Source organism: Pseudomonas sp. FSL W7-0098 (genome assembly GCF_005930585.1).
Taxonomy (GTDB): Bacteria; Pseudomonadota; Gammaproteobacteria; order Pseudomonadales; family Pseudomonadaceae; genus Aquipseudomonas; species Aquipseudomonas bubulae.
Genome location: NZ_RXHW01000002.1, coordinates 97,505 through 123,461 on the forward strand (window position 1 = coordinate 97,505; position 25,957 = coordinate 123,461).

The 25,957-nt window shown below is 59.2% G+C and carries 29 protein-coding genes and 1 riboswitch; of the genes, 17 read left to right on the plus strand and 12 right to left on the minus strand.

Features of this window, described 5'->3' with window-relative positions; translation table 11 throughout:
- Window positions 1-117: 117 nt before the first annotated feature.
- Window positions 118-1,284, minus strand: coding sequence for a 1-acyl-sn-glycerol-3-phosphate acyltransferase (locus tag FHL07_RS03440; protein WP_095020337.1), 1,167 nt, complete (start codon window positions 1,282-1,284; stop codon window positions 118-120).
- A gap of 105 nt (window positions 1,285-1,389) precedes the next feature.
- Between FHL07_RS03440 and FHL07_RS03445 the strand changes: the two genes are divergently transcribed.
- The 4 genes from FHL07_RS03445 to FHL07_RS03460 are packed head-to-tail and all read left to right on the plus strand — an operon-like array spanning window position 1,390 to window position 3,376.
- The gene (locus tag FHL07_RS03445; protein WP_095001561.1) at window positions 1,390-1,572 is read left to right on the plus strand and encodes a CPXCG motif-containing cysteine-rich protein; all 183 of its coding nucleotides are present in this window, start codon (window positions 1,390-1,392) and stop codon (window positions 1,570-1,572) included.
- A 12-nt stretch (window positions 1,573-1,584) separates the two neighbouring features.
- On the plus strand, window positions 1,585-1,845 hold the full coding sequence (locus tag FHL07_RS03450) for a putative signal transducing protein (RefSeq protein ID WP_095001560.1): 261 nt from the start codon (window positions 1,585-1,587) through the stop codon (window positions 1,843-1,845).
- A 51-nt stretch (window positions 1,846-1,896) separates the two neighbouring features.
- On the plus strand, window positions 1,897-2,523 hold the full coding sequence (locus FHL07_RS03455) for an SOS response-associated peptidase (protein WP_095001559.1): 627 nt from the start codon (window positions 1,897-1,899) through the stop codon (window positions 2,521-2,523).
- Between the two features lie 34 nt (window positions 2,524-2,557).
- Window positions 2,558-3,376: a M48 family metallopeptidase gene (locus FHL07_RS03460; protein WP_095018289.1), complete on the plus strand. Its 819-nt coding sequence runs from the start codon at window positions 2,558-2,560 to the stop codon at window positions 3,374-3,376.
- Window positions 3,377-3,481: 105 nt separating this feature from the next.
- Here FHL07_RS03460 and FHL07_RS03465 read toward each other — a convergent pair whose 3' ends face one another.
- The 3 genes from FHL07_RS03465 to FHL07_RS03475 all read right to left on the minus strand — a co-directional run bounded on the left by FHL07_RS03465 (window position 3,482) and on the right by FHL07_RS03475 (window position 6,322).
- Window positions 3,482-4,066, minus strand: a complete 585-nt coding sequence (locus FHL07_RS03465) for a TMEM165/GDT1 family protein (protein ID WP_086799543.1) — start codon at window positions 4,064-4,066, stop codon at window positions 3,482-3,484.
- Between the two features lie 90 nt (window positions 4,067-4,156).
- Window positions 4,157-4,278, minus strand: a riboswitch (yybP-ykoY riboswitch).
- Window positions 4,279-4,327: 49 nt separating this feature from the next.
- A complete protein-coding gene (locus FHL07_RS03470; protein WP_095001557.1) occupies window positions 4,328-5,326 on the minus strand; it encodes a class I SAM-dependent methyltransferase in 999 nt (332 codons plus the stop codon).
- Window positions 5,327-5,356: 30 nt separating this feature from the next.
- Window positions 5,357-6,322, minus strand: coding sequence for a 2-hydroxyacid dehydrogenase (locus tag FHL07_RS03475; RefSeq protein WP_095001556.1), 966 nt, complete (start codon window positions 6,320-6,322; stop codon window positions 5,357-5,359).
- A gap of 80 nt (window positions 6,323-6,402) precedes the next feature.
- Between FHL07_RS03475 and FHL07_RS03480 the strand changes: the two genes are divergently transcribed.
- The 3 genes from FHL07_RS03480 (at window position 6,403) to FHL07_RS03490 (ending at window position 9,809) form a co-directional block, all read left to right on the plus strand.
- Window positions 6,403-7,032, plus strand: coding sequence for a LysE family translocator (locus FHL07_RS03480; RefSeq protein ID WP_016779501.1), 630 nt, complete (start codon window positions 6,403-6,405; stop codon window positions 7,030-7,032).
- A gap of 141 nt (window positions 7,033-7,173) precedes the next feature.
- The gene (locus FHL07_RS03485; RefSeq protein ID WP_138738115.1) at window positions 7,174-8,931 is read left to right on the plus strand and encodes a DUF1302 domain-containing protein; all 1,758 of its coding nucleotides are present in this window, start codon (window positions 7,174-7,176) and stop codon (window positions 8,929-8,931) included.
- A 155-nt stretch (window positions 8,932-9,086) separates the two neighbouring features.
- Complete coding sequence (locus tag FHL07_RS03490) at window positions 9,087-9,809, plus strand: OmpA family protein (RefSeq protein ID WP_095001554.1); 723 nt, start codon at window positions 9,087-9,089, stop codon at window positions 9,807-9,809.
- A 205-nt stretch (window positions 9,810-10,014) separates the two neighbouring features.
- On the opposite strand, the gene FHL07_RS03495 is transcribed toward FHL07_RS03490, so the two are convergent.
- Complete coding sequence (locus FHL07_RS03495; RefSeq protein ID WP_016779504.1) at window positions 10,015-10,449, minus strand: YhcB family protein; 435 nt, start codon at window positions 10,447-10,449, stop codon at window positions 10,015-10,017.
- Window positions 10,450-10,588: 139 nt separating this feature from the next.
- Between FHL07_RS03495 and FHL07_RS03500 the strand changes: the two genes are divergently transcribed.
- The 3 genes from FHL07_RS03500 to zapE all read left to right on the plus strand — a co-directional run bounded on the left by FHL07_RS03500 (window position 10,589) and on the right by zapE (window position 13,790).
- Window positions 10,589-11,224: an alpha/beta hydrolase gene (locus FHL07_RS03500; protein ID WP_095001553.1), complete on the plus strand. Its 636-nt coding sequence runs from the start codon at window positions 10,589-10,591 to the stop codon at window positions 11,222-11,224.
- 24 nt (window positions 11,225-11,248) lie between these two features.
- On the plus strand, window positions 11,249-12,604 hold the full coding sequence (locus tag FHL07_RS03505) for a tryptophan--tRNA ligase (protein WP_095001552.1): 1,356 nt from the start codon (window positions 11,249-11,251) through the stop codon (window positions 12,602-12,604).
- Window positions 12,605-12,695: 91 nt separating this feature from the next.
- A complete protein-coding gene (gene zapE / locus FHL07_RS03510) occupies window positions 12,696-13,790 on the plus strand; it encodes a cell division protein ZapE (RefSeq protein WP_095001551.1) in 1,095 nt (364 codons plus the stop codon).
- Window positions 13,791-13,832: 42 nt separating this feature from the next.
- On the opposite strand, the gene FHL07_RS03515 is transcribed toward zapE, so the two are convergent.
- From FHL07_RS03515 to FHL07_RS03525, 3 genes are all read right to left on the minus strand, one after another.
- Complete coding sequence (locus FHL07_RS03515; protein ID WP_095001550.1) at window positions 13,833-14,855, minus strand: asparaginase; 1,023 nt, start codon at window positions 14,853-14,855, stop codon at window positions 13,833-13,835.
- Window positions 14,856-14,990: 135 nt separating this feature from the next.
- The gene (locus FHL07_RS03520) at window positions 14,991-15,926 is read right to left on the minus strand and encodes a GlxA family transcriptional regulator (protein WP_178084369.1); all 936 of its coding nucleotides are present in this window, start codon (window positions 15,924-15,926) and stop codon (window positions 14,991-14,993) included.
- Between the two features lie 268 nt (window positions 15,927-16,194).
- Entirely contained in the window at window positions 16,195-17,235 is a 1,041-nt protein-coding gene (locus FHL07_RS03525) for an NADP(H)-dependent aldo-keto reductase (protein ID WP_138738116.1), read from the minus strand.
- A 246-nt stretch (window positions 17,236-17,481) separates the two neighbouring features.
- Between FHL07_RS03525 and rplM the strand changes: the two genes are divergently transcribed.
- The 7 genes from rplM to FHL07_RS03560 all read left to right on the plus strand — a co-directional run bounded on the left by rplM (window position 17,482) and on the right by FHL07_RS03560 (window position 22,391).
- Window positions 17,482-17,910 carry a 50S ribosomal protein L13 gene (rplM, locus tag FHL07_RS03530; protein ID WP_007917032.1) on the plus strand — a complete coding sequence of 143 codons (429 nt, stop codon included), beginning with the start codon at window positions 17,482-17,484 and terminating at the stop codon, window positions 17,908-17,910.
- Between the two features lie 14 nt (window positions 17,911-17,924).
- Window positions 17,925-18,317, plus strand: a complete 393-nt coding sequence (rpsI, locus tag FHL07_RS03535; protein WP_003216038.1) for a 30S ribosomal protein S9 — start codon at window positions 17,925-17,927, stop codon at window positions 18,315-18,317.
- A gap of 255 nt (window positions 18,318-18,572) precedes the next feature.
- Window positions 18,573-19,166, plus strand: coding sequence for a ubiquinol-cytochrome c reductase iron-sulfur subunit (petA, locus tag FHL07_RS03540; protein ID WP_138738117.1), 594 nt, complete (start codon window positions 18,573-18,575; stop codon window positions 19,164-19,166).
- Complete coding sequence (locus FHL07_RS03545) at window positions 19,166-20,377, plus strand: cytochrome b (protein ID WP_016779512.1); 1,212 nt, start codon at window positions 19,166-19,168, stop codon at window positions 20,375-20,377. Before petA ends, FHL07_RS03545 begins: the two co-directional genes overlap by 1 nt.
- The gene (locus FHL07_RS03550) at window positions 20,377-21,156 is read left to right on the plus strand and encodes a cytochrome c1 (RefSeq protein WP_095020341.1); all 780 of its coding nucleotides are present in this window, start codon (window positions 20,377-20,379) and stop codon (window positions 21,154-21,156) included. Before FHL07_RS03545 ends, FHL07_RS03550 begins: the two co-directional genes overlap by 1 nt.
- Before the next feature lie 186 nt (window positions 21,157-21,342).
- Complete coding sequence (locus tag FHL07_RS03555; protein ID WP_016779514.1) at window positions 21,343-21,960, plus strand: glutathione S-transferase N-terminal domain-containing protein; 618 nt, start codon at window positions 21,343-21,345, stop codon at window positions 21,958-21,960.
- 17 nt (window positions 21,961-21,977) lie between these two features.
- Window positions 21,978-22,391: a ClpXP protease specificity-enhancing factor gene (locus FHL07_RS03560; protein ID WP_095001547.1), complete on the plus strand. Its 414-nt coding sequence runs from the start codon at window positions 21,978-21,980 to the stop codon at window positions 22,389-22,391.
- 53 nt (window positions 22,392-22,444) lie between these two features.
- On the opposite strand, the gene FHL07_RS03565 is transcribed toward FHL07_RS03560, so the two are convergent.
- The 4 genes from FHL07_RS03565 to FHL07_RS03580 all read right to left on the minus strand — a co-directional run bounded on the left by FHL07_RS03565 (window position 22,445) and on the right by FHL07_RS03580 (window position 25,888).
- Window positions 22,445-23,026: a BON domain-containing protein gene (locus FHL07_RS03565; RefSeq protein WP_095001546.1), complete on the minus strand. Its 582-nt coding sequence runs from the start codon at window positions 23,024-23,026 to the stop codon at window positions 22,445-22,447.
- On the minus strand, window positions 23,023-23,616 hold the full coding sequence (locus tag FHL07_RS03570) for a phosphoheptose isomerase (RefSeq protein WP_095001545.1): 594 nt from the start codon (window positions 23,614-23,616) through the stop codon (window positions 23,023-23,025). The genes FHL07_RS03565 and FHL07_RS03570 overlap by 4 nt, the downstream gene beginning before the upstream one ends.
- A 134-nt stretch (window positions 23,617-23,750) precedes the next feature.
- Window positions 23,751-24,116 carry a YraN family protein gene (locus tag FHL07_RS03575; RefSeq protein ID WP_095001544.1) on the minus strand — a complete coding sequence of 122 codons (366 nt, stop codon included), beginning with the start codon at window positions 24,114-24,116 and terminating at the stop codon, window positions 23,751-23,753.
- Window positions 24,116-25,888: a penicillin-binding protein activator gene (locus FHL07_RS03580; protein ID WP_095018294.1), complete on the minus strand. Its 1,773-nt coding sequence runs from the start codon at window positions 25,886-25,888 to the stop codon at window positions 24,116-24,118. Before FHL07_RS03580 ends, FHL07_RS03575 begins: the two co-directional genes overlap by 1 nt.
- Between the last annotated feature and the right edge of the window lie 69 nt (window positions 25,889-25,957).

Sequence of the window (25,957 nt, forward strand, 5' to 3'; positions counted from 1 at the left end):
ACAGAGTGGCCTCTCAATATGACGATACGGTGACAGCAGAATTTAAGCCCTTCTGTGGGAGCGAGCCTGCTCGCGAACAACCTTCGCGAGCAGGCTCGCTCCCACGGGTTTATTGGGTTACAGCGCCAGGCCAGCCTTGATCCGATACTGGTTACGCACCGGCATCGCGTATTGCAGCACCAGATACGGACGGTGCTCGGCCGGGCAGGCGTCCAGGCGGCGTTGCCATTCTTCCTGGGCCTTGGCCAGTTCTTCGGCACCGAATACCTCTGCGGCCGTCGGCACTTGTAACTCGGGGTCGTGGTCGCTCCACTGCGCATACGCCAGGTAGTGCGCGGGGAACAGGCGGTAGCCACCGAGGATATGACGATCCATTTCGGCGGCCAGCAATTTGCTGTCTTCGAACAACTCGGTCACCGGCGCCCCGAAGTTCACGTGCACGCGACCCTTGTAGCCGGTAATGCCGTTGGCGATGCTGGTGTCGTCCTCGCCAGGAGCCTTGCTGTAGGTGCCGGTAGTGGCGCGGATAAACAGCTCGCGGGCCTTGGCCTGGTCACAGGGGTCGTATTCGTAGCTGATGGAAACCGGGGTCAGGTTCAATGACTGAATGACCTCGGCAAACGGCTCGTTTTTACGGCTCATATGAAACATCTTGAGGATCGCCGAATCGGTACGGTCATCACCGTCCTTGGCCCGGCCTTCAGCCTGGGCGATCCAGATTGACTGGCAGTCGTTGCGGATCGAGTGGTTGATGTATGCCGACAGCAGTTGATAAGCCGCGAGCTTTTCCCGGCGCCCGGTGATCGAGCGGTGCACGATAAAGCTCTTGTTCAGGCGCATCAGATCGCTGACAAACGGCTTTTGCAGCAGGTTGTCGCCAATGGCGATGCGCGGCGTTGGCAGGCCGGCGTGGTACACGGCGTAATTGACGAACGCCGGGTCCATCACGATATCGCGGTGGTTGGCCAGAAACAGGTAGGCGCTGCCGGATTTCAGTTGCTCGACGCCGGTATAGGTTACGCCGTCGGTGGCATGTTCGATGGTGCGATCGACGTACACCTCGACCTTGTCCTGCAGGGCCGCGACCGAATTGACGCTGGCGAACTCTTTGCGCAGGCGATGAGCTATAAGTGGTTTTAACAGCCAACCGAAAGCGCCGGCCAGGCGCGGAAAGCGAAAGTGGGTCAGGATATCCAGAAACGCCTTGTCGCTGAGCAGCCGGGCCAGCACTGCTGGTACTTCGGCGTCGTCGTAAGGTCGGATGCTATCGAATTGGCCCATCATGCTCTCTTGTTGGAAACGACTAGGGTTGGTACGCAGGGCAGGGCAAAAATAATAGCCCTGCTAATAGACCGGCGATTATACGCACAAGTCACTCTGGAGACCGCGATGCTTGAAACTGAACACTATGAATGCCCCTATTGCGGCGAGCCGGCTGAAGCGGTGCTCGACCTGTCGGGGGGTGATCAGAGCTACATCGAAGACTGCCCGGTGTGCTGTCGGCCGATCCTTTTTCACCTTCAGACCGATGGCCATGAATGGATGCTCGATGTACATACCGAGAATGAGTAGTGAGTGAAGACCATGCAACGCATCTACGAGCCGGAAAACCTGATGGAAGCCGAACTGTTGCTGGGCATGCTGGCCAGTGAAGGGGTCGAGGCCCGGCTACAGGGCCGTGATCTGGTCGGCGCCACGGGGGAGCTGCCGGTGTTCGGCTTGCTCGGCCTGGCGGTGGCCAATGATCGGGCGCAATACGCACGGGAGTTGATCGATGCGTACAATGCCGCGTCACCGGTGGCTGGTGATGAGCCTGAGAGTTTCCCCGATGTGCTGGATTGCTGATGCCAGCGACGGTTTATTCATTGCTATACAAAAGAAGAGTTGTGCTGCCCCATGTGTGGACGTTTTGCCCTGTTTCGCTGGAACCCTGCATTTGCAGCCTTGCCCGGTTTCCCGGCGGATCAGCAGGCCCAGTGGAATATTTCGCCGAATGATTCGGTATTGATTCTGCGCGCCGGTGCTGAGCCTGGCCAGCGAGAGCTGGCGCGAGCGCGCTGGGGCCTGACCCCGGCGTGGCTGACCGACCTGTCACGGACTCCGGCCCATGCCCGTGCTGAAACCGTGGCCGAGCAGCCCATGTTCCGCGATGCCTTGCGTGAGCGCCGCTGCCTGATCCCGGCCAACGGCTTTTATGAATGGCGCGGCACGACCCGTAAACGCCCCTACTGGCTGACGCCGGGTGAAGGCTCCTCGCTGTTTTTTGCCGGTATCTGGGAGGCATACCCCGTTGAGGGGCATGTGTGGCTGAGCACCGCCGTGATTACACAGGCAGCGGCCAGCCAGCGTCGCCCGCTGATTCTGGATGAGGCTGGCCAGCAGGCCTGGCTTGACCCTCAGACTCCGCTGCAGGCCTTGCAGGCACTGCTGGCCAGTGCGCAGATGCCGCTGCGAGAAAGACCGCTGGCCAATCTGGTCAACGATCCAAAACTCAACGCGCCCGAGTGCCTGACGCCGGGTTGAGATACGATACGCGCCATCTTTATGGAGATTTTTGATGGGTAAGTTAGCGGTAGTGTGCGCCGTGGGCGCCGGGTTGTTGCTGGGTGGATGCCAGGCGGTGAATACCACCCATGGCGGCGCCGTGGGCGTAGAGCGCAAGCAGTACATGTTCAGCATGCTGTCGAGCCAGCAGGTTGACCAGATGTACGCCCAGTCGTATCAACAGACCGTCAGCGAGGCGGGCACCAAGGGCGTCCTGGACAAGACCAGCGCCAACGCCAGGCGCCTGCAGGCGATCGCCAACCGACTGATTGCCCAGGCGCCGGCCTTTCGCCCGGATGCCGCGCAATGGAACTGGGAAGTCAACCTGATCAAGAGTGACGAGCTCAACGCCAACTGCGGCCCTGGCGGCAAGATCATCTTTTATAGCGGGATCATCGAGCAACTCAAACTGAGTGACGATGAAATTGCCGCGATCATGGGCCATGAAATTGCCCACGCCTTGCGTGAGCACGGGCGTGAATCCATGTCCAAGGCCTATGGCATCGAAATCGCCAAGCAGGGTGCTGGCGCCTTGTTGGGCCTGGGCCAGGACAGCCTGGGCCTGGCCGACACGGTGGTGAACTACAGCCTGACCTTGCCCAACAGCCGCAGCAATGAAAACGAAGCGGACCTGATCGGTCTGGAGCTGGCAGCCCGTGCGGGCTACAACCCGAATGCGGCGATCACCCTGTGGCAGAAAATGGCTCAGCAATCACAGAATGCGCCGCCTGAATTCATGAGCACCCATCCGGCTTCAAGCAGCCGGATTGCTGCGCTGGAGGCGGCCATTCCGAAGGTGATGCCGCTGTATCAGCAAGCGCCGAAATCGTGACGCTTGTTGTGGGGGCGGGCTTGCTCGCGATGGCGTCTACGCGGTTCAACTGAAAGACCGCAGTGCCTGTATCGCGAGCAAGCCCGCTTCCACACAAAGTGTGGGTTACACCCAGCCGCTGATCTGCATCGCCTTGTACACGGCCACTACAGCCAGTACTACGAACGCGGTGGCAGCCAGTCTGCGGATCAGGGTCAACGGCAGTTTGTCAGCGGCAAAGTTGCCCGCCAAAACCACCGGCACGTTGGCAATCAGCATGCCCAGGGTTGTACCGATAATCACCAGCCACAGATCCGGGTATTGTGCGGCGAGCATCACCGTCGCCACCTGGGTCTTGTCACCGATTTCGGCAATGAAGAAGGTGATCAATGTGGTCACGAACGGCCCGTACTTGCGTGCGGTGCTGGCTTCGTCGTCGTCCATCTTGTCCGGCACCAGGGTCCACAGCGCGGTGGCGGTAAAGCTCGCGGCGAGGATCCAGTGCAGCATGGCGTCGCTGAAGAACGTGCTGAACCAGGCGCCTACAGCACCGGCGGCGGCATGGTTGGCCAGGGTCGCGACCACGATACCGGCGATTATCGGCCAGGGTTTGCGAAAGCGTGCGGCCAGAATAAGGGCGAGCAGTTGCGTCTTGTCGCCGATTTCGGCCAAGGCAACGATTGCAGTAGGGACAAGCAGGGAATCGAGCATCATCAGGTGGTTTCCAGGGGCGGGTCGACACGGCTATGACACGTACAGCCTCCCCGCCCCGGGTAAGGTGTTCGTGTCATAGGTCTTGTCAAACCCCGGTCCGTCTGTGCGGACACCTGGGTCGCATACGCCATGGTCTGTTGACCAAGTATGTTGACGTATGCCGGACGAGCTTGACGCTCGTGGGAGACTACTCCCCTAGGACGGAGCGGATTCTGCCTAGGCAAATCCGATCCGGCAAGCTCTTATTTTTCCGCAGGCTCAACGGCGCTTGGCGCTGTAAATCCGGAAACCCTGGCCCTCGGCCTTGACCGTGCAGGCACCGAAATGCTCTTCGATCAGCGGTTGATATCGCAGGAAGCTGTTGGCGACAATCCGTAGTTCGCCACCTGATTTCAGATGTTTCACTGCTTTTTGCAGCAAGTTTTCGGTGGCGTGGTAATCGGTATGCACCCCCACGTGGAACGGCGGGTTGCTCAGAATCGTGTTCAAACCCATGGGCGCGGCGTCGATGCCGTTGCCGGTAATCACTTCCCCTTCCAGACCGTTGGCCGCCAGGGTCAAACGGCTGCTGGCGGTGGCGAAGGCATCCACGTCGAGCAGGGTGACGTTGTTGTGCGGGTAGCGGCGCTTGACCGCAGCCCCGAGCACACCCGCACCGCAGCCGAAGTCCAGCACGTGGCCGCTGGGCAACTTGTCCAGATGCTCAAGCAGCAGGGCGCTGCCGCGATCCAGGCGACCGTGGCTGAACACGCCCGGCAGGCTCACGACCTTGAGCGGGCCTTCGGGCAGCGGCAGTTCGTAATGTTGCGCCAGGTCGTGCAGTACCGGCACGGGCGGGGCGTTATCCACCGTCACTTGCCACAGCTGGCAATGCCGCGCGCTATCGAGTTTGCGCGGCTTGCCGAACGGGATCAGTTGCTTGGACGCGCCTTCAATGCCACCCTTTTTTTCACCGACCAGAAACACGTCGGCACCCGGCAGGCGGGCGGCCACGGCTTTGAGCACGTAGTCGCTCAGTTCCTTGGACTTGGGCAGGAACACCACGGCGGTGTCGAACGCCCGCTCAGGGATATCGACACCGAACTGCACACGCCCGGCAAAGCGGGCGTCGAGCGCGGCCTGGTCGCCGGCATGCCAGCACCAGCCATGGGCATCGGGCAGTTCGCCCAGCAGTTCGTCAGCGGGCAAGCCGACCAATAGCACCGAGCCTTGAAAGTATTCAGGCTGACGAAGCAGTACTTCACTGCGCGGATCCATAATCTGCTCCTCAAAAAGGGGCGCAGTCTATCAACTGACGACCCGCAGCGCTGTACCGTTGAAGAACGCTTCGGCATTTTGCGCCAGTTGGCCGACGATGCGCTGGCGTGCTTCACGACTGCCCCAGGCACTGTGCGGGGTGATGATCAGGCGCGGAATGTCGGCCCCCAGCAATGGGTTGCCGTCGCGTGGTGGTTCGACGCTGAGCACGTCGGTGGCCGCGCCACCCAGATGGCCGCTACGCAGGGCGTCGGCGAGTGCCTGTTCGTCGATCATGCCGCCACGTGCGGTATTGACTACAAAGGCCCCGGGTTTGAGCAGTGCCAGTTCGCGGGCGCCGATAAAATTACGCGTATGCTCGGTGAGCGGGCAGTGAAAGGTCAGCGCGTCGACCTGGGGCAGCAGTTCGTCCAGCGTCAGGCGCCCGGCACGGGCCGGGCGCCCCGGGATCTGACCGATCAGCACGCGCATGCCGAAGGCTTCGGCCAGTTTCGCGACCGCACTGCCCAGCTCGCCGTGACCGAACAGGCCCAGGGTCTTGCCTTCCAGCTCGACAATCGGGAAGTCCAGCAGGCAGAACTGCTTCGCTTGCTGCCACTGGCCGTCGGCCACGGCCTTGTTGTAATCGACCAGGCGCGTAGCCAGTGCCAGCAGCAGGCCGAGGGTGTGCTGCGCCACCGATGGCGTGCCGTAGCCCTGGCAGTTGGCCACGGTGATCCCCAGGGCTCGGGCGGCCTCAAGGTCGACGTTGTTGGTGCCGGTGGCTGCCACCAGAATCAACTTCAGCTCCGGGCAGGCAGCCAGGGTCTGGGCGTTGAGCAGCGCTTTATTGCTGATGGCCACACTGGCGCCTTGCAGACGCTCGATCACATTGGCTGGCGTGGTGTCTGCGCACAGCTGCAAGTCGCCGAAGCTGCGACGCAGCGGGTCGAGGTCGAGATCGCCCAGGTCCAGTGAGGTGTAATCAAGGAATACGGCGCGCTGAGTGTTAGTCATCAACTGTACCTTTTGTGCTGTGAAATGAAGGCGTAATGTGGCGAGCCTAACAGAAGAAACAATTTGTAATGGAGCCGTGCATGTACTGGACAGAATTTTTGACCGTAGCCTTGATTCACCTGTTGGCGGTGGCCAGCCCCGGGCCTGATTTTGCCGTGGTAGTGCGCGAGAGCGTCACTCACGGCCGCCGTGCCGGGATGTTTACCGCGTTTGGTGTGGGCACGGCGATTTTTGTCCATGTCGGCTATTCATTGCTGGGTATCGGCATCATCGTGTCGCAATCGATTGTGCTGTTCAACGCCCTGAAATGGCTGGCAGCGGCTTATCTGCTGTATATCGGCATCAAGGCACTGCGGGCCAAACCGGCTGATCCTGCGGCGTTGGCGGCCAGCTTGCCGGTGGGCGAGCGCACGGCACGCGGGGCTTTCACGTCGGGCTTTGTGACCAACGGCCTGAACCCCAAGGCGACGCTGTTTTTCCTGTCGCTGTTTACCGTGGTGATCAACCCGCACACCCCGCTGTCGATCCAGGCCGGTTATGGCGTGTACCTGGCAGTGGCAACCGGTGTGTGGTTCTGCATGGTCGCGATGCTGTTCAGCCATCAGCGCGTGCGTACAGGCTTTGCCCGCATGGGTCACTGGTTTGACCGCACCATGGGGGCGGTACTGGTGGCGTTGGGCGTGAAACTGGCGTTTACCGAGATGCATTGACACACCTTGGTTCCGTAGCAGCTGCCGAGGAACGAAGGCTGCGTCCGGCAGCAGCTACGGGGAGATGGTCGGGTTCTTGTCAAAATCTGGATTTGCTTCATCCTTGCGGGCTTATTGCAGTGTGCCCACGGAGAAGTATCGATGTCCTCAGTCCACCGGTCCTGGCGCCGCGCCAGGCTGGCGCTGGCAGTCAGCCTTGCGTCGACGTCCGCTTGGGGCGTGAGCTTCAATGTCGGCCCGGTTGAGGGGCAGATCGATACCGAGCTGTCCATCGGCGCCAGTTGGTCCACCGCCAGGGCCGACAGCAAACTGATAGGCGCCAACAATGGCGGCACGGGGCAATCGGCCATTTCTGACGATGGCCGCCTTAACTTTAAACGCGGCGAAACTTTTTCGAAAATCTTTACCGGCATGCACGCACTGGAACTCAAGTACGGCGACAGCGGCCTGTATGTGCGTGGCAAGTATTGGTATGACTTCGAGTTGCAGGACGACAGCCGCCCCTTCAAGCCCATCAGTGACTCAGGCCGCCGAGCCAGTGCGCAATCGGCCGGCGCGCAACTGCTCGATGCGTTCGTTTACCACAACTACGCCATTGCCGATCAGCCCGGCGCAGTCCGCTTGGGTAAACAGGTGGTCAGTTGGGGCGAAAGTGCGTTTATCGGTGGCGGCATCAATGCGATCAACCCCACCGACCCTGCCGCCTATCGTCGGCCTGGCACTGAGTTCAAAGATGGCCTGGTGCCGGTCAACCTGTTCTATCTCTCGCAAAACCTGACCGACAACCTGTCGGCTGAAGCCTTTTATCAGCTGGATTGGGAGCCGTCCGAAGCGGACAACTGCGGGACGTTTTTCTCCCGGTCAGACGTGATGGCTGACGGCTGCAGCGGCAATTACCGGGTCATGAGCAAGCGTTCGGCACTCGATGTGGCCGACCTCGCCGCGCTGACCGGTGCCGGGGTTGAGGTGAACGAGGAGGGCGTGCTGGTACGCCGTGGCGCCAATCGTTATGCGCGCAACAACGGGCAGTTCGGGGTGGCCATGCACTATGTGTTCGAGCCGCTGGGCACCGAGTTCGGTGCCTACTTCATGAACTACCACAGTCGCGACCCGATCCTCAGCGCCAGCGCGGCGCCGCAGTCGGCCTATAACGCGGCAGCAGGCGCCGGAGGGCTGGCGCCGATGGTTGTTGCCGGCAATTCGGGCTATTACGTTGAATACCCTGAAGACATCCGCCTTTACGGCCTGAGCTTCTCCAGCACTTTATCCACAGGCACGGCCTGGAAGGGCGAGTTGAGTTACCGTCCCAATGCGCCGGTGCAACTCAACAGCAACGACTTGCTGTACGCCAATGTCACGTTGCTGCCCGGGCTTGCCGATGCATCGCCACTGAGCGTCACTCCCGGCGCAGATGTGCAGGGCTATCGGCGCAAGGAAGTCACCCGGTTCCAGACGTCCCTCAGCCATGTGTTCGACAACGCGATGGGTGCCGATCACCTGACCGTGACCGGTGAAGTGGGGGTGACCCGGGTTGGTGGCCTGGATAGCCCTTCAGGGCTGCGTTACGGGCGTGATCCGGTGTTTGGCTCTGAAGGTAATGACGGCCTCACCACGGCCACCTCCTGGGGCTACCGTGGTCGCGCAGTGTGGGAATACAGAAGCGTTGTTCCCGGGGTGAACCTCAAGCCCAATCTGGGCTGGTCCCATGATGTCAGCGGCTATTCGCCGGGGCCCGATGCCAGCTTCGAAGAGGGCCGCAAAGCCATCTCCCTGGGGCTGGAGGGTGACTATCAAAGCACCTACACCGGCAGCCTGTCGTACACCAATTTTTTTGGTGGGCGCTACAACACCCTCAGCGACCGCGACTTTGTGGCGCTGACGATGGGTGTGAAGTTCTAGGCCGGAATTTGTTGGGAGGCGTTCGGGCGACTATTGTTTGTGGGGTGCGAATGTTTACGACCCAAGGAATTTTTAACGTTGGTCGTGTTCCAAGATTTATAAAGGTCTAATGCCAATGGCCTTTGCCCCTAGAAAGATTGATCAGGAGCTTCACCATGTTCATTTCGCGTCGTTTGATTGTTGCTGCAAGTGCGGTGGCCTTGCTGGCTGGCTGCGCTACGCCTAACCCGTATGACAACCAGGGCCAGGGGTCTTCCGGGACGGGCTTGAGCAAGACTGCCACCTACGGTGGCCTGGGGGCTCTGGCGGGTGCTGTGGCGGGTGCTGCCATCGATCATAACAACCGTGGCAAGGGCGCGCTGATCGGTGCTGCCGTGGCAGGCCTGGGTGCAGCCGGTTATGGCTATTACGCCGACAAGCAGGAAGCAGCCCTGCGTGCGAGCATGGCCAACACGGGCGTTGAAGTTCAGCGTCAGGGCGACAACATCACCCTGGTGATGCCAGGCAACATTACCTTCGCGACCAACTCGGCCAACATTGCGCCCAGCTTCTATCAGCCGCTGAACAACCTGGCGAATTCGCTCAAGCAGTTCAACAACCAGAACCTGATCCAGATCGTGGGTTACACCGACAGCACCGGTAACTACAACTACAACATGCAGCTTTCCCAGCAGCGTGCGCAAAGCGTAGCGACCTACCTGACGTCTCAAGGTGTGAGCGGCCAGTACCTGTCAGTCAAAGGTATGGGCCCGGCTGATCCGATTGCCAGCAACGCCACCGCAGATGGCCGCGCACAGAACCGTCGCGTACAAGTGACACTGGCGCCAATCCCGGGCATGCAATACCAGCAGCCGGGTCAGGTGCAGCAGTACCCTTGATCATTACCTCGTAGCAGCTGCCGAAGGCTGCGTTCGGCTGCGCAGCAGTCGTAAACCCTGAGTGCGGGGTTTGGCTGATATTGCGACGACTTCGTCGTCGAACGCAGCCTGCGGCAGCGGCTACGGGGGGGCGCAAGACACACAACAAAAAGCCCCGCGATCCTTGCAGATCGCGGGGCTTTTTATTGGGCATCCGGCTGGGAAATTACTTCTTCAGGCCGTAATGCTCATCCAGCATGCCAGGACCGTTCGGGCTTTTTGGTGCGTAGTCCAATGGCGGCTCGGTGCTGTGCGGCGGGGTGATGCGCTCGCGATGCGGTTGTGGCACATCCGGGTGCAGGGCAGCCAGCAGGCGTTGGCGAGTCTGCTCGTCCAGGGCCAAACGGTTGGCGCCCTCGGCGAGGTGTTCTTGCACGTCCTGATAGCTCTGTGTGAGTTTCTTCACCAGGTTGGCGGTGGTGTTGAAGTGGGTAACCACTTCACTTTGGTAACTGTCAAAACGTTCCTGGATGTCGTCCAGCTGACGCTGCGTGCGGTTAGGCACGGCATTGGGCAGCAGACGAGCAACCAGAAAACCAATGGCGACACCGGCAACCAGGGCGAGAGTCGGCAACAACCAAATCAAGAGCGAGTGTTCCACGAGTCCTTCCTCTATAAACGGCTTTGCTTTACGTTAACGGCTCGGACCTGCGCTGTATACCGCGATGCACTCGCAAATATGTCAGACAGAATCTATCAGCTAGACGAGTCGACCCAATCTGAGGTCACGGAGTTCCCTCTTGCTTACCCGCGAAACCCCCGTAGTAATTGCTGGCCCGGTCGGCCAACTGGAAGCCTTGTACCTTGATTGTGCTGAGCCAAAGGGCCTTGCGCTGCTGTGTCACCCCAATCCGGTACAGGGCGGCACCATGATGAATAAAGTGGTTTCGACCTTGCAACGCACTGCCCGCGATGCTGGCCTGATTACCTTGCGATTTAATTACCGCGGCACCGGCGCCAGTGAAGGCAGCCACGATATGGGCACCGGCGAAGTCGACGATGCCTTTGCAGCAGCCCGGTGGTTGCGCGCCAGACACCCTGACTTGCCGATCACCCTGTTCGGTTTTTCGTTTGGTGGTTTTGTTGCCGCCAGCCTGGGTGGTCGCCTTGAAGCCCAGGGCGAAAAGCTTGAGCGCGTGTTTATGATCGCCCCTGCGGTGATGCGTTTGCGTGACGAAGATGCCTTGCCACATAACTGCCCGCTGACCGTTATCCAGCCTGAAACCGACGAAGTGATCGACCCGCAGCTGGTCTATAACTGGTCAAACGACCTGTCGCGCCCCCATGAGCTGCTGAAAGTGGCAGAATGCGGACACTTTTTTCACGGCAAGCTGCCCGAGCTCAAAGAGTTGGTAGCGCCACGCCTTTCGAATTGATTGCAGCCTGATAAGCGATTACCCATGACCTCTCGTACTCGTATCCTCACCGGCATCACCACCACCGGTACGCCGCACCTGGGCAACTACGCCGGGGCCATCCGCCCTGCGATCGTGGCCAGCCGCGACCCCAACGCCGATTCGTTTTACTTCCTGGCTGACTACCATGCCCTGATCAAGTGCGATGACCCGCTGCGCATCCAGCGTTCGCGTCAGGAAATCGCTGCAACCTGGCTGGCGGCCGGCCTTGATGTCGAGCGTGTGACCTTCTACCGTCAGTCCGATATTCCGGAAATCCCCGAGCTGACCTGGCTGCTGACCTGCGTAGCGGCCAAGGGCCTGCTCAATCGGGCCCATGCCTACAAGGCCTCGGTAGACAAGAACCTGGAAAACGGCGAAGACCCGGATGCGGGCATCACCATGGGCCTGTACAGCTACCCGGTGCTGATGGCTGCGGACATTCTGATGTTCAATGCCAACAAGGTGCCTGTGGGGCGTGACCAGATCCAGCACGTTGAAATGGCCCGTGACATTGGCCAGCGCTTCAACCACCTGTTCGGCAATGGCAAAGAGTTTTTCGCCATGCCCGAAGCGCTGATCGAAGAAAGCGTGGCCACTTTGCCGGGTCTGGACGGTCGCAAGATGTCCAAGAGCTATGACAACACCATTCCGTTGTTCAGCAGCGCCAAGGACATGAAAAGCGCGATTTCGCGCATCGTTACCGACTCCCGTGCACCGGGCGAGGCGAAGGATCCGGACAACTCGCACCTGTTCACCCTGTACCAGGCATTCTCCACGCCTGAGCAGTCGGTTGAGTTCCGCAGCGAGCTGTTGCAGGGCCTGGGCTGGGGCGAAGCGAAAGAGCGCCTGTTCAAGCTGCTGGACGCCGAGCTGGGCGAGTCCCGCGAGCGTTACCACGACTTGATGTCGCGTCCTGATGATATGGAAGACATCCTGCTGGCTGGCGCCCAAAAAGCTCGCAAGATCGCAGCGCCTTTCCTTGTCGAATTGCGTGAAGCCGTTGGCTTGCGCTCGTTTGTCAGTGCCGCGCAAACCACTGCTGCGAGCAAAAAGAAAGCCGCCAAGGGCCCGCGCTTTGTCAGCTTCCGCGACGAAGACGGCAGCTTCCGTTTCCGCCTGCTGGCCGCTGCTGGCGAACAATTGCTGCTGTCGCGCAGCTTTGCCGACGGTAAAACCGCCGGTCAGGTGACCAAGCAGCTGCAATCCGGCGAGCCTCTGGATGTGCGCAGTGACGCGTTGAGCTTCAGTGTCTGGCTGGGCGACACCTGCGTGGCTGACAGCCCGGTATTTGCCGATGCCACAGCCAGAGATGAGGCAATCGAAGCGTTGCGCCTTGCGCTGGTACCCGTTCAAGACTGAGAAAGTGCGACGTTTCGTCTCAGGTTTGATTGCCATTCCCAAGGGTCGTCGCTACAGTGTCGGCCCGTTTTTGTTGCCTTGCTAACGAATTATGACGCCTCTAGAACGATATCAAGCAGATCTGAAACGCCCGGACTTCTTCCACGATGCCGCGCAGGAAAACGCTGTGCGCCATTTGCAGCGCCTGTACGACGACCTGGTCGCTTCCTCGCAGAGCAAGCCGGGCCTTTTCGGCAAGCTGTTCGGCAAAAAGGAGCAGACGCCGGTCAAGGGCCTCTACTTCTGGGGCGGTGTAGGCCGTGGCAAGACATATCTGGTCGATACGTTTTTCGATGCCCTGCCGTTCAAGGAGAAGGTGCGTACCCACTTCCACCGCTTCATGAAGCGCGTGCATGAAGAAATGCGCACCCTCAATGGCGAAAAGAACCCGCTGACCATTATCGCCAAGCGTTTTTCTGACGAGGCGCGGGTGATCTGCTTTGATGAATTCTTTGTGTCGGACATTACCGACGCCATGATTCTCGGCACCTTGATGGAAGAACTGTTCAAAAACGGTGTCACCCTGGTGGCTACGTCGAACATTGTGCCTGACGGTTTGTACAAGGACGGCTTGCAGCGTGCGCGCTTCTTGCCCGCCATTGCGCTGATCAAGCAGAACACCGAAATCGTCAACGTCGACAGCGGCGTCGACTATCGCTTGCGTCACCTTGAGCAGGCCGAACTGTTTCACTTTCCGTTGAACGAAGAGTCCGAGAAGAGCTTGAGAGAAAGCTTCAAGGCGCTGACTCACAACTCCAACAGGGCGATCGAAAACGATGATCTGATCATCGAGAACCGCACCATCCGTGCCTTGCGTACCTGTGATGATGTGGCCTGGTTCGAGTTTCGCGAGTTGTGCGACGGCCCGCGCAGCCAGAATGATTACATCGAGCTTGGCAAGATCTTCAACGCTGTAATCCTCAGCGGTGTAGAGCAGATGGAAGTGAAAACGGACGACATCGCCCGACGCTTTATCAACATGGTCGATGAGTTTTACGACCGCAACGTCAAGCTGATCATCTCGGCTGAAGTCGAGCTGAAAGACCTTTACAAGGGCGGGCGCCTGAACTTCGAGTTCCAGCGTACCCTCAGCCGTTTGCTGGAAATGCAGTCCCATGAATATCTGACGCGGGCGCACAAACCCTAGTCAAAAAAACGGCCTGCATTGCAGGCCTTTTTTATGCCCGCCTCAGGCCTCGGCGGCCTTGAACCCCAGGCGCTGCACGTACTTGGCAATGTCGCGGGCATGCCCGCAACCTATCAGCAGCCATATCAGGATCCGCGCCTTGTACGGGCAGAGAAACCCGCACATCAGCGCGCCGCGGTCGATCAGGTCCATCTCGCTGCCGATAAACCCGTAAGACGCTTCGGCGGTGGGGCCTGAGCCTGTTCGTGACGCCACCAGAACCGGAATTTCCGTGGTGACCTGTTCGATCAGGTCGACCCATTCGACACTGACATGCCCGGCCCCGAAAGCACTGACCACCAGCGCGTCATACCCCAGGGCCAGCACATGCTCCAGCAGTACCGTGTCGGCAGACAGTGTTGCTGGCAGCAATGCGACCTTGTGATGAATGCTGCGGGGCATGGGCAGGACAGTGCGTGCGCAGGCTTTGCGCAGATAAAGCACGCGATTTTCGAGCATTAGCCCGGCAGGGCCGAAAAACGGCGAGTTGAAGGCGTCCAGCGTTATTGATGAGCATTTGCGCACATGCAGCGGCTGGTGAATCTGGCCGTTCATTACCACTAGAACGCCTCGCTTGCGGCTCTGTGTATCGAGCGCAACCCTGGAGGCATCCAGCAGATTGGCGGGGCCATCTGCGCCGGGATGATCGCTGGGGTGCATGGCGCCGGTCAGCACAAGTGGCACATCGGCATCCCATAACAGGTCAAGGAAGAATGCAGTTTCTTCCAGGGTGTCGGTGCCTTGGGTGATGACGATGCCCAGCGCGCCCAGCTTCACTTGCTCCTGGGCCCAGATCAGCACTTCAAGCAGCAGATTGAAATCCAGGGAGGCGCTGGGAACCAGGCACAGGGTCTCGATATGAACGTCCAGCCCTTCGTGCAGCTGCGAAATGCCGTCAAGCAGTGCTTCGCCAGTGATCACGGGTTGTGCGCCTGAGCCGGGCTGTGTTGTGCGCATGCTCACGGTGCCACCCAGGGCTCCTATGGAAAGGATGGGCAGGGAGTTGTGATTGAGTCTTTGCGCCATGCTGCGTACCTCCGCCAGTGGCCGGTGAAGCCTCTTCTTGTGAGTGCCCCTGGTTGGAGGGCATTTCATCAGAGGCTTTTTGGGCTGGCGGAGAAATCAGATTGTTCCGCTTGGTGTGTAGTACAACGCTTAGATTTAAGCGACCTGATTGAGGCCTGCATGCAGGAACTGCTGACGATACTGGTTTGGTGAAAGCTCTGTGTGTTGGCGAAACAGGCGCGCGAAGAAGCTTGCGTCGTCGTAGCCCACGTCATAGCTGATGGTCTTGATGCTTTTGCGGGTGGCCGAGAGCAGGCCCTTGGCGGTTTCTATGCGCAGGCGTTGCAGGTAGTGCAAGGGTTTGTCGCCGGTGGCCAGCTGAAAGCGGCGCATGAAGTTGCGGATGCTCATGCCGTGATCGCGGGCGACATCTTCAAAGCGGAACTTGTCGGCGAAGTGCTCTTCGAGCCAATGCTGGATTTGCAGGATGATCACGTCCTGGTGCAGCTTCTGGCCGCCAAAGCCGATGCGCCCCGGGGTGTAATTGCGCTGTACTTCGTAAAGGATGTCGCGGGCCACGGCCTGGGCGATATTGGCGCCGCAAAAACGCTCGATCATGTAAATGTAGAGGTCGCAGGCTGAGGTAGGCCCGCCGGCGCAATAGAGGTTGTCGGCGTCGGTAAGGTGTTTGTCCTGGTTGAGGTGCACCAGGGGGTAGCGCCGGGCAAAGGTGTCGAAGAAACGCCAGTAGGTGGTGGCCTCTTTGCCATCGAGCAGCCCGGCTTCAGCGAGCCAGAAGACTCCGGTGGCTTCAGCGCACAGGACAGCGCCACGGGCATGCTGTTCGCGCAGCCAGGGCAGTACTTGCGGATAGCGCTGGCAGAGGGTGTCGAAATCGTCACCGAAGGCCGGCAGGATAATGATGTCGCTATCCTCCAGGCCGCCGTCCACAGGGAGCACCACATTGCTGAAGCTGGTGGCCGGTTTGCCGTCGGGGCTGACCAGGCGTGTCTCGAAAGTGGGGGTCAGGCCTTGTCCCAGCTGCTTGCCGTGACGCAGGCTGCCGAGGTGAAAGAAATCCTTGGCATGCATCAGGGTCGACGCGAAAACCCGATCGATGGCCAAAATGCTGACACGCCGCAGCGGCGTGGAGAGTTGATTAGACATAGACATATTTTGATTATTCTTATAGGTGAAATTGGTCAACTTACGGCTGGATCGTCTTATGTTTTTTCCTGTGTGTCCAGAGGTTGCTGCTTTTGTAGCCGCGGGCTTGCTCGCGATGGCATCCATGGGGTTTCTCTGAAACACCGCGTCGCCTGCATCGCGAGCAAGCCCGCTCCCGCAAGGGGGCGGTGGGTCAAGGTGCCGGGTTTGGCTGGTCCTTGTGGATGGCGTCGATACCGGCCAGCACCTCATCCGACAGTTTCAGGTCGAAGCTGGCGATATTGCTTTCGAGTTGCTCCATGGTCGTGGCACCAATGATATTGCTGGTGACGAACGGTTGGCGGATGACGAAGGCCAGGGCCATTTGCGCAGGGTCCAGGCCATGTTCGCGGGCCAGTGCCACATAACGCTCGCTGGCAGCCACGGCCTGCGGGTTTGAATAGCGCGAGAAGCGGCTGTAGAGGGTCAGGCGGCCTTTTGGTGGTTGGGCGCCGCCGCCGTACTTGCCCGAGAGCATGCCGAACGCCAGGGGCGAGTAAGCGAGCAGGCCGCATTGTTCGCGAATGGCGATTTCCGCCAGGCCCACTTCAAAGCTGCGGTTGAGCAGGCTGTAGGGGTTCTGGATCGATACGGCGCGCGGCCAGCCGCGACTTTCGGCCAGTTGCAGGAACTTCATGGTGGCCCACGGCGTTTCATTGGACAGGCCGATGTGACGGATCTTGCCGGCCCTGACCTGCTCGTCGAGTGCCTCGAGAGTGTCTTCCAGCGGGGTGAAGTCTTCGTCGGCGTTGTGGGTGTAACCCAACTGGCCGAAGAAGTTGGTGCTGCGCTCGGGCCAGTGCAACTGGTAGAGGTCGATCCAGTCGGTTTGCAGGCGCTTGAGGCTGGCGTCCAGGGCTTGCACGATATGGCTGCGGTTGTGCTTGAGGTGGCCGTCACGGATGTAGTCGATGCCGTTGCCGGGGCCGGCGATCTTGCTCGCCAGCACCCAGTCGGCACGATCACCGCGTTCCTTGAACCAGTTACCGATAAAACGCTCGGTGGTGGCGTAGGTTTCGGCCTTGGGTGGCACCGGGTACATTTCGGCGGTGTCGATAAAGTTGATGCCGGCATTTTTGGCGCAGGCGATCTGCTCAAAGGCTTCGGTCTGGGTGTTCTGTTCACCCCAGGTCATGGTCCCGAGGGCGATTGCGCTTACTTTCAGATCGGTACGGCCAAGCTTTCGGTAGTCCATCGGGTGCTCCTTCGGGTAAACAAACATAAAAGCAGGTTGTAATTTTTTGCGCAATCTGGATAATTGCCCACCTCTTTCTGCAGTGGAAGTGATGCGCCGCCTGCCGAAGAATCTTGCCGTTGAACGGACGCGCTGACCCGAGCCCCCGATAGCGTCTGTATCCGGCTGCCTTTGACTTGTCAAAGTACGCACTATTCAGTAAGATCCGCCGTCTAATTTACAGGGCGGCCCCTGAGGCTATAAAGAATGAAAACTTTTACTGCTAAACCAGAAACAGTAAAGCGCGACTGGTTTGTCGTCGACGCTGCTGGTCAGACCCTGGGTCGTCTGGCCACCGAGATCGCGAGCCGTCTGCGTGGCAAGCACAAGCCGGAATACACTCCGCACGTTGACACCGGTGACTACATCGTTGTTATCAACGCTGAGCAAATCCGTGTTACTGGTGCTAAAACCACTGACAAGATGTACTACTCTCACTCCGGTTTCCCGGGCGGGATTAAGTCGATCAACTTCGAAAAGCTGATCGCCAAAGCTCCTGAGCGCGTGATCGAGACCGCGGTTAAAGGCATGCTGCCTAAAAACCCACTGGGTCGCGACATGTACCGTAAGCTGAAAGTCTATGCGGGCGCTGCTCACCCTCATACTGCTCAGCAGCCCCAAGAACTGAAGTTTTAACGGAATAGTTCATTATGTCGGCGACTCAAAACTACGGCACTGGCCGTCGTAAAACCGCAACCGCTCGCGTTTTCCTGCGTCCGGGTACCGGTAACATCTCCATCAACAACCGCACTCTGGAGAATTTCTTCGGTCGCGAAACTGCCCGCATGGTAGTTCGTCAGCCGTTGGAACTGACTGAGACTGTCGAGAAATTCGACATCTACGTCACCGTGATCGGTGGTGGTGTAAGTGGTCAAGCTGGCGCAATCCGCCACGGTATCACTCGCGCACTGATGCAGTATGACGAAACCCTGCGTGGCGCTCTGCGCAAAGCTGGCTTCGTTACTCGCGATGCTCGTGAAGTTGAACGTAAGAAAGTCGGTCTGCGTAAAGCGCGTAAGCGTCCGCAGTACTCGAAGCGTTAATTCGCAGCTTCGTTCAAAAAAGCCCAGCCTCCTTCGGGAGCTGGGCTTTTTTTATGGGCGATGATTTAGCGGTGTGACAACTTGCCACATCCAGCAAACGCCTATACTACAAGGCCTGTAGCCGCCCCAGAGCGGTAATTACCTTGTAAGACTAGGGGCTTTTCATTACCATTCTGCAAAATTTTTATAAGTAATAGATGCATATTTAGTAGATGCCTGATTTAACAGGCCACAAAGCTGATGGGAGAGGACTGAATGAGCAATGACGGCGTAAATGTCGGCCGGCGTCGCTTCCTCGTAGCAGCCACATCCGTGGTGGGTGCTGCAGGAGCGGTGGGGGCGGCGGTCCCGTTCGTGGGGTCGTGGTTTCCCAGTGCCAAGGCGAAAGCCGCTGGCGCACCGGTGAAAGTGAATATTGCAAAGGTTGAGCCAGGTCAGCAAATGATTGCTGAATGGCGTGGCCAGCCGGTATTCATCGTACGTCGCACCGAGGAAATCCTGGCAAATCTGAAGAAGATTGAAGGGCAGCTTGCTGACCCGGATTCCAAGCAATCTGATCAGCCTGCTTATGTAAATCCGGAGCTGCGGTCGATCAAGCCAGAAATTCTGTTGTTGATCGGTATTTGCACCCACTTGGGTTGCTCGCCTACGTTCCGTCCCGAGGTCGCGCCGGTTGATCTTGGCAAGGACTGGGTAGGCGGCTATTTCTGCCCTTGTCATGGTTCGCACTATGATCTGGCCGGCCGCGTGTACAAGGCCCAGCCAGCGCCGCTGAACCTGCCAGTGCCGCCGTACTACTATGAGACGGACAACATTGTCGTCGTTGGCCTCGATGGGGGGAACGCGTAATGAGCAAGTTCATGGATTGGGTAGATGCCCGCTTCCCCGCCACCAAAATGTGGGAAGACCACCTCAGCAAGTATTACGCTCCGAAGAACTTCAACTTCTTCTATTTCTTTGGTTCTCTCGCACTGCTCGTTCTGGTCAACCAGATCGTTACCGGTGTGTGGCTGACCATGAGCTACACGCCATCGGCAGAAGAGGCGTTTGCTTCTGTCGAATACATCATGCGTGACGTCGAATACGGTTCAATCCTGCGCTTGCTGCACTCTACCGGTGCATCGGCGTTCTTTATCGTCGTCTACCTGCACATGTTCCGCGGCCTGCTCTACGGCTCTTACCAGAAGCCCCGTGAGCTGGTCTGGCTGTTCGGCATGATGATTTATCTGGCCCTGATGGCTGAAGCCTTTATGGGTTACCTGCTGCCTTGGGGGCAAATGTCCTACTGGGGCGCCCAGGTGATCATTTCGCTGTTCGGTGCGATCCCGGTTATCGGTAACGACCTGACCCAGTGGATTCGTGGTGACTACCTGATCTCCGGTATTACCCTGAACCGCTTCTTTGCCCTTCACGTCGTGGCCTTGCCTATCGTAATCCTGGGCCTGGTGGTGCTGCACATTCTTGCCCTGCACGAAGTCGGCTCCAACAACCCGGACGGCGTGGATATCAAGAAACACAAAGACGAAAACGGCATACCGCTGGATGGCATTCCCTTCCACCCGTACTACACCGTGAAAGATATCGTCGGCGTAGTGGTATTCCTGTTTATCTTCTGCTCGATTGTGTTCTTCTTCCCGGAAATGGGTGGTTACTTCCTGGAAAAACCGAACTTTGAACAGGCTAACGCCTTTAAAACGCCGGAACACATTGCCCCTGTCTGGTACTTCACGCCGTTCTACGCGATCTTGCGTGCCATCCCGGACAAGCTGCTTGGCGTGATTGCCATGGGCGCCGCGATTGCCGTGCTGTTCGTGTTGCCGTGGCTTGACCGCAGTCCGGTCAAATCCATGCGCTACAAAGGCTGGATGAGCAAGGTATGGCTGTGGGTGTTCTGCATCTCCTTCGTGATTCTGGGTGTGCTGGGTGTCTTGGCTCCTACCCCGGGCCGCACGCTGCTGTCGCAGGTGTGTACGTTCCTGTACTTCGCCTACTTCATTCTGATGCCGTTCTACACCAGGCTTGAGAAGACCAAACCGGTTCCGGAAAGGGTGACTGGCTGATGAAAAAGCTATTTGCTGTATTGATGTTCGCGGTAATGCCTGTGTTCTCCTTTGCGGCAGAGCAAGGCGTGCAGCTCGACAAGGTCGACATCGATGTTTCTGACAAGGCGGCCCTGCAGGATGGTGCGCGTACGTTCGCCAACTACTGCATGGGTTGTCACAGTGCCAAGTTCCAGCGTTATGAGCGGGTCGCTGATGACCTGGGCATTCCCCATGAGGTCATGCTCGATAACCTGGTGTTCACCGGTGCCAAGATTGGCGACCACATGAACATCGGCATGCAGCCTAACGATGCCAAGGCCTGGTTCGGTGCTGCACCGCCTGACCTTACACTGGTGGCCCGTGTGCGTGGCACGGACTGGCTGTACAGCTACCTGCGTGCCTTTTACGAAGACCCGTCGCGCCCTTGGGGTGTGAACAACAAAGTGTTCCCGAACGTGGGCATGCCCAACGTGCTGGCACCGTTGCAGGGTCGCCAGGTTATCGGTTGCAAGCAAGTACAGATCGTCGAAGACGGCAAGAAGCAGTATGATCCGCTCACCGGCACGCCTTTGACCCATGAAGCGTGCGACCAGCTGACAGTGCTGCCAAAAACCGGCGCCCTGACTGAAGAGCAGTTCGATGAGAAGATCAAGAACCTTGTGACCTTCCTGGCCTACTCGGCCAACCCGGTGAAGCTGGAGCATCAGCGCATCGGTACTTACGTGCTGATCTACCTGGCCTTCCTTTTTGTATTCGCTTATCTGCTCAAGCGCGAATACTGGAAAGATGTGCACTGATATAGTTACACGCAATGCTGTTAATCGTGCGCGCCCAAGGGTGTCTCTGAAAAGGTAACAGTGCAGGGCGGGTGACAGGCGGGGTCAATGACCTTGCCAGTCACCTGGCCTGTGGTTATCAGAGGCTTTCCTTGGGCGCGTTCGTTTTTCCGCTCCCGATAATTTCAACAAGCGAGGAGGACCGCCATGGGCGTGACCAATCGGTTGGCCTGTTACTCCGACCCCGCCGACCACTATTCCCACCGAGTGCGCATTGTGCTCGCAGAGAAAGGTGTCAGCGCCGAGATCATCAGTGTGGAGGCGGGCCGTCAGCCGCCGAAGCTGATCGAAGTGAACCCCTACGGCAGCCTGCCAACCCTGGTCGATCGTGACCTGGCGTTGTGGGAGTCGACTGTGGTGATGGAATATCTGGATGAGCGCTATCCGCATCCGCCGCTGTTGCCGGTGTACCCGGTGGCACGGGCCAATAGCCGCCTGCTGATTCATCGTATTCAGCGCGACTGGTGTGCGCTGGTCGACCTGATTCTTGATTCGCGGACCAAGGAGCCGGCGCGCGTGCAGGCCCGCAAGGAGTTGCGCGAGAGCCTGACGGGTGTTTCTGCATTATTTGCCGACAAACCTTTTTTCCTCAGTGATGAGCAAAGTCTGGTCGACTGCTGTCTATTGCCGATACTCTGGCGTCTGCCTGTTTTGGGTATTGAATTGCCGCGGCCAGCCAAGCCGTTGCTCGACTATATGGAGCGCCAATTTGCGCGTGAGGCTTTCCAGGCGAGTCTGTCTGGTGTCGAACGCGACATGCGCTAAAGCTTTAGGAGCCCTCGATGAATTCAAGTCGACCTTATCTGGTGCGTGCGCTCTACGAGTGGATCGTTGATAACGACTGCACTCCGCACATGCTGGTTAACTCTGACTACCCCAAGGTGCAAGTGCCTGCGGGTTTTGCCAGTGACGGGCAGATTGTCCTCAATGTTTCGCCAACCGCCGTGCGTCAATTGCACATGGACAACGAAGCAGTAAGCTTTGAAGGGCGCTTTGGTGGTGTGCCACACACCTTGTACGTGCCTATTGCAGCCATTCTGGGCGTTTACGCCCGTGAGAACGGCCAGGGCATGGTGTTTGACCTGGAAGAGCCTCTCGAGGCTGATGACGAGGTTGAGCCGGGTGATGATAGTCCGCCGCCAGGCTCCGAGCCGCCGCGACCTACAGGCCGGCCAAGCCTGAAAGTGGTGAAGTAATAAAAAAGGCGACCTGAAAAGGTCGCCTTTTTTGTGTCTGGCAGCCGTGGCCGTCAGTCGATGTACTCAAACAGTTTGACGATTTTCTGCACCCCGGAAACACCTTGCACCAGGCTGGTGGCGCGGGCGGCCTCCTGTTTGGTGACCAGGCCGAGCATGTAGACGATACCGTTCTCGGTGACGATTTTGATGCGTGAGCCAGGGATGGCGCTGTCAGTCAGCATCTGGGTCTTGATTTTGGTGGTCAGCCAGGCGTCGTTGTTGCGCGCCAGGATTGACGAAGGAGCCATGACCTGCAGCTCGTTGTTGACCTTTTTCACCCGCTGGACTGAAGCTGCCGCCTGTTCGGCCTGGGCCTTGAGGTCTGCACGCGGGGTCTGGCCGGCCAGCAGCACGATACCGTTGTAGCTGGTGACGACGATGTGCGAACCGGTATCCAGATCCGGATTGGCCTTGGCCACGTTCACGGCGACCTTGGTTTCGATCAGCGAGTCATCGATTTTGCTGCCGAAGGTGCGGGTGCCGCGATCATCCTCGATAGGGGTGTCGCGGGTAGCGGTCAGTACCGAGCTGCAACCGGCGGTCAGACCAAGACACAGGGTCAGGGCTACCAGGCCTAGGCGATTTAAAGTCATTCTTCACTCCCGAACAATTGGCTGTCGATCAGATCGCACAAGCAGTGGATCGCCAGCAGGTGGACTTCTTGGATGCGTGCAGTGACGCTGGAAGGAACGCGGATCTCCACGTCCTCGGGTAGCAGCAGCGAGGCCATGCCGCCGCCATCACGGCCCGTCATTGCGACCACGATCATTTCGCGATCGTGGGCCGCCTGGATGGCCTGGATGATGTTGGCCGAGTTGCCGCTGGTGGAAATGGCCAGCAGCACGTCGCCGGGCTGGCCCAGGGCGCGGATCTGCTTGGAGAAGATTTCGTTGAAGCTGTAGTCGTTGGCGATCGAGGTGATCGTCGACGTGTCGGTGGTCAGTGCGATGGCAGGCAGGCTCGGGCGCTCGCGCTCGAAGCGGTTGAGCAGCTCGGATGAGAAGTGCTGGGCGTCGCCTGCCGACCCGCCATTGCCGCACGAGAGCATCTTGCCTTCATTGAGCAGTGCGTTAACCATCACCTGGCTGGCTTGCTCGATATGAGGGGCAAGCACTTCCATCGCCTGCTGCTTGGTGTCGATGCTGGCCTGAAAAAGCTGGCGAATCCGGGATTGCATGTCCATCTATGTGACCTTAAGTAGGGCGGCTGGTCGGGCGTGAACCAGGTGTTCCTGGGTGACTTCCCGGCACAAGAATGTGCAGCCCGCAAAGCAAAGCAAAATCGTTGAAAAAGGGAGCTGGAATCGGCCTGGCAGCGCTACTGGCTGTCAAAGGCATTCCGTAGCCAGTTCAGTCGGGGTGTTGTGCTGTCCATCGTCACCACGTCAAAGCGGCACGGGTGATTGGCCCAGCGTGTCTGTTGCTGCAAGAAATGCTGGGCGGCAAGTATCAGTTTTTGACGCTTGCGGCCGTCAATACTGGCCAGTGCGCCACCCCATTGCGCATGTTGACGGTAACGAACTTCGACGAATACTACTGTATCGCCGTCAAGCATGACCAGATCCAGCTCGCCGCGCCTGCATGCCCAGTTCTGTGCCAGCAGGCGCAAACCCTGTTGCTCAAGATGCCGCAGCGCGAGGCGCTCGGCATCCTTGCCAGTTTGCTGGCTTGAGCGTTCGGGCATCAGTTGGCGGTAGCCGGCAGGCGTTGAGGCTGGCCATTGGCGAATTCGGCCCATTGCAGTTGACGTTCTACACGTTGGGTCGGGCTCATGCTCAAGCTGCCGGACATACCGTCGATCCGGCTGTCGGGCAGGGCTTTAAGCTGGCCCAGGCTCGGTGCCAGGCGATAGGCGTCGATACCCATCGCATACAGGCGGCCCAGGCTGCCGCCTGCTTGCGGCCATTGTGCGGTCACTTGCTGGCGTAGCGGGTTGTTCGGGTCGAGGAGCCAGGGGGTCTCGCAAAAACGGATGCCGTTCATGTCGTTGTACTGGTTCTGGTCGCCGCTGGCGCTGAATACGTGGGAGGTTGCGTAAACCGGCAGATCACCTGCGTACTGGTAGTTCAGCGTGGGTTTGATCTGCTGGGCCTGCTGCGGGGTCGCGGCGAGGAACAGGAACTGCATGTCCTGGCGACGCGTTGGTTCGCTCGAGCCGCCGTTTTTGCGCAGTTGCACCAGATCGGCCACTTGCTGGGCGAGGGCTACAGGTTTGTCGATATGTTCAACGCCAACGACGGTGCCGCCATGGGCTTCCCATTCCTGGCGGAATGCCTTGAGCACGCGATCGCCCCACTCACCGACCGGGACCATGGCGCCAGCGCGGGTCAGGCCGTCGGCCCGGGCGCGGCGAGCCACTTCGCGGGCTTCGTCTTCAGCCGCCAGACCGAACTGAAACAGTTGCGCCGGGCCTTGGGTGCCCTCGCTGTAGTTCAGGGCCAGGGTGGTAATCGGCAGTTGCGGGCGGCTGTTCAGTTGCTTGACCAGGTTTTTTTCCAGTGGGCCAACCACCAGTTGCACGCCGTCGGCTTGTGCCTGGCGGTAGAACTCGTCCAGCGAGGTCAGGCGCGAGCTGTCATAGAACTGAATGCTCGGCGGGTTCTGGCCGGCTTGCTGGGCCTGATAGTGTGCAGCCATAAAGCCATCACGCAGTGCTTTGCTCACCGAGGCCAGTTGGCCGTCCTGTGGCAGCAGCAGGGCGATCTTGGTCAGGGGCTGGCTGGCCAGCTCCTTGAGCTTGACCAGTGGGGTCGGCAGCTGGATAGCGGCCGGGTGGGCCGGGTTCTGTGCGCGCCATTGATCAATCGCGTTCTGTTGGTCTTGCAGGGTGCCGGCGCTTTTCACCGCCAGGGCCAGGGACATCCAGCCGCTCAGTACATCATTGCCCTGGGCGTGCAGTTGCTCGGCCGGCAAGCTGGCCACCAGTGCCCAGATAGCGTCGTTGTTGCTGTTGGCGGCATCGCCGGTCAGGTTCGGGCTCAGCGCTGCGCGTTCACGGGCGGCGGCCAGGGCCTGGCCGTCAGCCTCCAGGGCGCGGGCATGTACGGTACGGGTGCGCACTTGCAGGTCGACGGGCAGCTCGCCCAGGATCGATGTGCTTGGATGATTCAGGGCGGCGACTGCGGCCTTGGGATCATTGCGGTTCATCGCCAGTTCGGCTGCCAGGGTGTTGGCAAAAACCTGTTGTGCGGGCTTGAGCTGGTCCAGCGGGACCATGGCCAGGATCTGCGCGGCGCGGGCGTTGTTTTGCTGGCGCAGGGCAAGGTCGGCTGCCGACAGGCGCAACAGGGCGGCCTTTTCCGGATTGGTGCTCTCGGTGGCCTGCTGGAGCAATTGCTCAAGGCTGGCATCCGGGGTCCGTGGAAGTTCGCCAAGGCTGGACGAGGGCGAGCTGGCGCAAGCCGCCAGCAGGGCAGCAAGGCAGAGGGCAGTGAACAGCCGCAGGCAAGCGATCATGTAGTGTTCCTGATACTCGATCAAATGAGTTGGGAAGTGTACCCAAGCACTGGCCGGGGCGCGATGTTA

Coding starts and splice junctions, on each gene's coding strand:
- FHL07_RS03450 (WP_095001560.1), top strand. CDS start 1,585: ATGCAACGCATCTACGAGCCGGAAAACCTGATGGAAGCCGAACTGTTG.
- zapE (WP_095001551.1), top strand. CDS start 12,696: ATGACGCCTCTAGAACGATATCAAGCAGATCTGAAACGCCCGGACTTC.
- FHL07_RS03515 (WP_095001550.1), bottom strand. CDS start 14,855: ATGGCGCAAAGACTCAATCACAACTCCCTGCCCATCCTTTCCATAGGA.
- FHL07_RS03525 (WP_138738116.1), bottom strand. CDS start 17,235: ATGGACTACCGAAAGCTTGGCCGTACCGATCTGAAAGTAAGCGCAATC.
- FHL07_RS03545 (WP_016779512.1), top strand. CDS start 19,166: ATGAGCAAGTTCATGGATTGGGTAGATGCCCGCTTCCCCGCCACCAAA.
- petA (WP_138738117.1), top strand. CDS start 18,573: ATGAGCAATGACGGCGTAAATGTCGGCCGGCGTCGCTTCCTCGTAGCA.
- FHL07_RS03520 (WP_178084369.1), bottom strand. CDS start 15,926: ATGCATGCCAAGGATTTCTTTCACCTCGGCAGCCTGCGTCACGGCAAG.
- FHL07_RS03580 (WP_095018294.1), bottom strand. CDS start 25,888: ATGATCGCTTGCCTGCGGCTGTTCACTGCCCTCTGCCTTGCTGCCCTG.
- FHL07_RS03485 (WP_138738115.1), top strand. CDS start 7,174: ATGTCCTCAGTCCACCGGTCCTGGCGCCGCGCCAGGCTGGCGCTGGCA.
- FHL07_RS03475 (WP_095001556.1), bottom strand. CDS start 6,322: ATGACTAACACTCAGCGCGCCGTATTCCTTGATTACACCTCACTGGAC.
- FHL07_RS03445 (WP_095001561.1), top strand. CDS start 1,390: ATGCTTGAAACTGAACACTATGAATGCCCCTATTGCGGCGAGCCGGCT.
- FHL07_RS03570 (WP_095001545.1), bottom strand. CDS start 23,616: ATGGACATGCAATCCCGGATTCGCCAGCTTTTTCAGGCCAGCATCGAC.
- FHL07_RS03550 (WP_095020341.1), top strand. CDS start 20,377: ATGAAAAAGCTATTTGCTGTATTGATGTTCGCGGTAATGCCTGTGTTC.
- FHL07_RS03490 (WP_095001554.1), top strand. CDS start 9,087: ATGTTCATTTCGCGTCGTTTGATTGTTGCTGCAAGTGCGGTGGCCTTG.
- FHL07_RS03480 (WP_016779501.1), top strand. CDS start 6,403: ATGTACTGGACAGAATTTTTGACCGTAGCCTTGATTCACCTGTTGGCG.
- FHL07_RS03440 (WP_095020337.1), bottom strand. CDS start 1,284: ATGATGGGCCAATTCGATAGCATCCGACCTTACGACGACGCCGAAGTA.
- FHL07_RS03460 (WP_095018289.1), top strand. CDS start 2,558: ATGGGTAAGTTAGCGGTAGTGTGCGCCGTGGGCGCCGGGTTGTTGCTG.
- FHL07_RS03465 (WP_086799543.1), bottom strand. CDS start 4,066: ATGCTCGATTCCCTGCTTGTCCCTACTGCAATCGTTGCCTTGGCCGAA.
- FHL07_RS03470 (WP_095001557.1), bottom strand. CDS start 5,326: ATGGATCCGCGCAGTGAAGTACTGCTTCGTCAGCCTGAATACTTTCAA.
- FHL07_RS03505 (WP_095001552.1), top strand. CDS start 11,249: ATGACCTCTCGTACTCGTATCCTCACCGGCATCACCACCACCGGTACG.
- rpsI (WP_003216038.1), top strand. CDS start 17,925: ATGTCGGCGACTCAAAACTACGGCACTGGCCGTCGTAAAACCGCAACC.
- FHL07_RS03455 (WP_095001559.1), top strand. CDS start 1,897: ATGTGTGGACGTTTTGCCCTGTTTCGCTGGAACCCTGCATTTGCAGCC.
- FHL07_RS03555 (WP_016779514.1), top strand. CDS start 21,343: ATGGGCGTGACCAATCGGTTGGCCTGTTACTCCGACCCCGCCGACCAC.
- rplM (WP_007917032.1), top strand. CDS start 17,482: ATGAAAACTTTTACTGCTAAACCAGAAACAGTAAAGCGCGACTGGTTT.
- FHL07_RS03560 (WP_095001547.1), top strand. CDS start 21,978: ATGAATTCAAGTCGACCTTATCTGGTGCGTGCGCTCTACGAGTGGATC.
- FHL07_RS03565 (WP_095001546.1), bottom strand. CDS start 23,026: ATGACTTTAAATCGCCTAGGCCTGGTAGCCCTGACCCTGTGTCTTGGT.
- FHL07_RS03575 (WP_095001544.1), bottom strand. CDS start 24,116: ATGCCCGAACGCTCAAGCCAGCAAACTGGCAAGGATGCCGAGCGCCTC.